General features: G+C 50.3%; 5 protein-coding genes. All 5 read left to right on the forward strand.

The window, feature by feature from the left end; all coding sequences use genetic code 11:
- Nucleotides 1-621: 621 nt before the first annotated feature.
- The gene (locus TPRIMZ1_RS19400) at nucleotides 622-1,083 is read left to right on the forward strand and encodes a hypothetical protein (protein ID WP_198429953.1); all 462 of its coding nucleotides are present in this window, start codon (nucleotides 622-624) and stop codon (nucleotides 1,081-1,083) included.
- A complete protein-coding gene (locus TPRIMZ1_RS0116345) occupies nucleotides 1,080-1,319 on the forward strand; it encodes a hypothetical protein (RefSeq protein ID WP_010263044.1) in 240 nt (79 codons plus the stop codon). Before TPRIMZ1_RS19400 ends, TPRIMZ1_RS0116345 begins: the two co-directional genes overlap by 4 nt.
- Nucleotides 1,320-1,470: 151 nt before the next feature.
- Nucleotides 1,471-1,764, forward strand: coding sequence for an IS66 family insertion sequence element accessory protein TnpA (tnpA, locus tag TPRIMZ1_RS0116350; RefSeq protein ID WP_010263047.1), 294 nt, complete (start codon nucleotides 1,471-1,473; stop codon nucleotides 1,762-1,764).
- Nucleotides 1,755-2,108, forward strand: coding sequence for an IS66 family insertion sequence element accessory protein TnpB (gene tnpB / locus TPRIMZ1_RS0116355; protein ID WP_081503691.1), 354 nt, complete (start codon nucleotides 1,755-1,757; stop codon nucleotides 2,106-2,108). Before tnpA ends, tnpB begins: the two co-directional genes overlap by 10 nt.
- A gap of 41 nt (nucleotides 2,109-2,149) precedes the next feature.
- Nucleotides 2,150-3,276, forward strand: a 1,127-nt coding sequence (tnpC, locus tag TPRIMZ1_RS0116360; protein WP_010263057.1) for an IS66 family transposase, incomplete at its 3' end; no start/stop codon positions are given.

Consider the following 3,276-nt stretch of genomic DNA (forward strand, 5'->3'; position numbering starts at 1 on the left):
GGGGGAAGCCCGGCGGCGAGGGGAAGGGATAATACAGGCCGCCCATACACCACCACCGGAGTACTCTGAGCGTCATGGAAGAAGCGGCCTGGGGTGGGCATAGTACGAGAGGCGTCTTGTCTTCTTGATGCTTAGAGGAAATGGCAGACCGGAGCGGAGCGTCCCCGGAGGCACCGGAACGACCGTTACTGGTAGAGGGAGTGTAGGCGCCGTAGGGGATGTTCCGTTCCGGTCTGTTTGAGGATTAGCCGTGGGGAACCGCTCTTTATCTTCGGGAGGGCGCCGGGGTTTTTTACGTTGGGCCGAAGGGCCAGCGTAAAAAAGGGCGGCAGGACTTGCTTTGACGATTATGCCTAGAGGACCAGGGCGGAAGACGGAGAGCGGTGCCGGATCCTGGAGGGAACGAAGTGACCGGAAGGTCCGGCACAGGGACCATGCTTGGAGCGGCATGACTGGAACGGGCCTGGAGGGAGCGAAGGACCGAAGGGACGTAGCGGAAGGAAGGGCTGGGCCAGGGGAAGGACTAGGCTGGGAAAAGGTTCCTCGGAGTTTGGAGCTTTAGCCGATGAAGCTTTATGACAAAACCAGCCTGTAATGAGTTGAGAAAAACCGGAACGGTTTTTGTCCATTTCTTTTTTGGGTAGAGTACGAGGAGCCGATAGTTCCGGAGAAGCGTTACGCTGGGAGAGCAAAAGGCTAGAGTGGGCTTCAGGCGGTCCAAAATTGCCTTATGCTTATACGTCGATCTATACGACTGACGAGCTGGAAGCTGAGACAAATGATGAAAAACGCGGAAAGATGTGGCAGCTTATCACTGATTTTAATATGAAGATGCTGCCCGATGATGAAGCAGTTACCCGGCTTGCTGGACTTTACATTACGGAGGAGGCAGTTCCAGCAGCTTATACGACAGACGCTGCTCATATTGCGATTATGACTTTTTATGGTTTAGATTTTATTGTGAGCTTAAATTTTGAGCATATTGCCCGGCCTTGGACGGAGGAGCGGGTTCGGAAGGTCAATATTCGGGAAGGCTATAAGGGTATTGGTATTTACCGGCCTGAGGAGGTATTAGATTTATGAAGACGGTACAAGAATATATGAATGATCCTCGAATTACGGAAGATCCGGCCATGAAGGATTCTCTGGATTTAATTAAGGAAGTCCACGCCATAAGGCTCAAGGTTCAAGATGAAAACAACGGGTTTTCGGCTGCTGAACGTAACCGCCGGGCAGAAGCGTCTTTGGCATCTCATGGGATTACCTTCTGTCGAGATTTGTCCGGAACAGGGAAGATTGGTGTTTTGCGAAATAATTAAACGGGGAAGTACGCCTTTTCTTATACCTTCGTATTCAATTTAAAGTTATCCAATCATTAGAATAATGGTAACCGTCAAAACAACCACTTCTACGAATAAGCTGAAAAAAGGAGTACCCTAGCGGAAATACATTAAAACCGGAGGGACGAGAATGAAGAAGCGGTACAGCGAGGGAGAACGGCAGGGCCACGTGGCAGCCTGGGAAGCGAGCGGGTTAAGTAAATGGGCCTATGCCAAAGGGCAGGGTATCCATCCGACGACCTTTAATAATTGGACAAAGCCCCCGACAAACGAGGAAATCCCGTTTGTAGAAATCAAGGCGGGGCCGGGAGGAAAGCGAAGCATAGCCAGGATCGAAATCGAAATAATCAGGTTGAGATTGCCCCCGGCAATAAACCTTGGAGACCTGCGGCAGCTGCTTGGCGGGAAGGAAGAATGGCTATGACCGTAGATATCAATGCGGTACGGATATTTATCCGGCCCGGATATACGGACCTGAGAAAAGCAGTGAACGGGCTTGCGACAATTATAGAGGAGCAGATGGAACAGGACCTGTTAAGCGGGAGCCTATATTTATTCTGCAACCGCCGGAGGAAACTGCTGAAGGTTATTTGGTGGGATAAGACGGGGTTCTGGCTAAGCCAGAAACGGTTGGAGAAGGATATCTTTCCATGGCCGGAACACAAGCGGGCAGTAGAAGAACTGAGTACGGATGAAGTGAAGATGCTCCTAGCGGGGATAGATTTCTGGAAAGCCCATAAGCCGATATATTATACAAAAGTTTCATAAAAGGAATTTACACGGATACCAAGGCATGATAGAATTCTTGTATGGAAATAAAAAGCTTGGACGCGGAAATAATTCCGTTAGAAGTTCAGGAATATATAAGAAAGCTTGAACGAGAGAACCTTGAACTAAAAGAACGGCTGGATCTGCTGCTATACAAACGGTTTGTGCGGAGTGCAGAACAACTTCTTGCGGAAGAGAAACAGCCGCCGCTGTTTATTGAAACGGAAGATGAAACAGCGGGAGTACCGGAGAAAGAAAGCGATACTGCGGTACAGAAAGTACGGTCCTACAGCCGGAAACGGCCCGGGCGAAAACCGATAGACGAGAACCTCCCCCGAGTGGATCGCATTGTGGATATCAGCGAAGAAGAGAAGCGGTGTGCCTGCGGTTCCCAGATGGTCAGGATAGGTGAGGAAGTATCGGAAAAACTCCAAATAATCCCCCCAAAGATATATGTAGAACGGATAATCCGGCCTAAATATGCCTGCCGTGCCTGTGAAGGGACCGAGGATGAAGGGAAACCGGCGGTCAGGATAGCGCCGGTAGAGCCCGCCATTATTCCCCGCAGTATCGTAACGCCGAGCCTTTTAAGTTATATCATCATTCAGAAATATGAGGATCATCTGCCCTATTACAGGCAGGAGAAGCAGTTTGAACGGATTGGGGTCCACCTCAGCCGGCAGGATATGAGCAACTGGCAGCAACAGGCATGGGAAAAGCTTCACCCCCTTGCTGAATTGATGAAAAAGACGGTCAAGACCGGGCCGGTGATGCAGATGGACGAGACCACCGTCCAAGTGATGGGGGAGGAAGGCCGGGAGGATACACAGAAATCCTACATGTGGCTTGCCCGCGGCGGTCCGCCGGGGAAGCCGGTCATTTTATATGAATACCATGAAACCCGCGCTGCTCATCATGCCCGTGAATTTCTGGAAGGGTTCAGCGGCTACCTTCAAACCGATGGGTATGATGGATATGACCGGGCGGTGAAGGAACGGACTGATATTATACATGTGGGTTGTTTCGCTCATGCCCGAAGGAAATTCTTTGAAGCCTCAAAAGTTACAAAGAAGGCTGGTTCCGCAGAAGAGGGAATAAAACATATTCGTAAGCTCTATATGCTGGAAGAAGAATTGCGCGGCCAAAATTTAGAGAGCGCAGCATTTCT

This window comes from Treponema primitia ZAS-1 (genome assembly GCF_000297095.1).
GTDB lineage: Bacteria > Spirochaetota > Spirochaetia > Treponematales > Breznakiellaceae > Termitinema > Termitinema primitia_A.

Excerpts from the sequence above, each read along its gene's own strand:
- TPRIMZ1_RS0116345 (WP_010263044.1), top strand. The coding sequence starts at position 1,080 with ATGAAGACGGTACAAGAATATATGAATGATCCTCGAATTACGGAAGAT.
- tnpA (WP_010263047.1), top strand. The coding sequence starts at position 1,471 with ATGAAGAAGCGGTACAGCGAGGGAGAACGGCAGGGCCACGTGGCAGCC.
- tnpB (WP_081503691.1), top strand. The coding sequence starts at position 1,755 with ATGGCTATGACCGTAGATATCAATGCGGTACGGATATTTATCCGGCCC.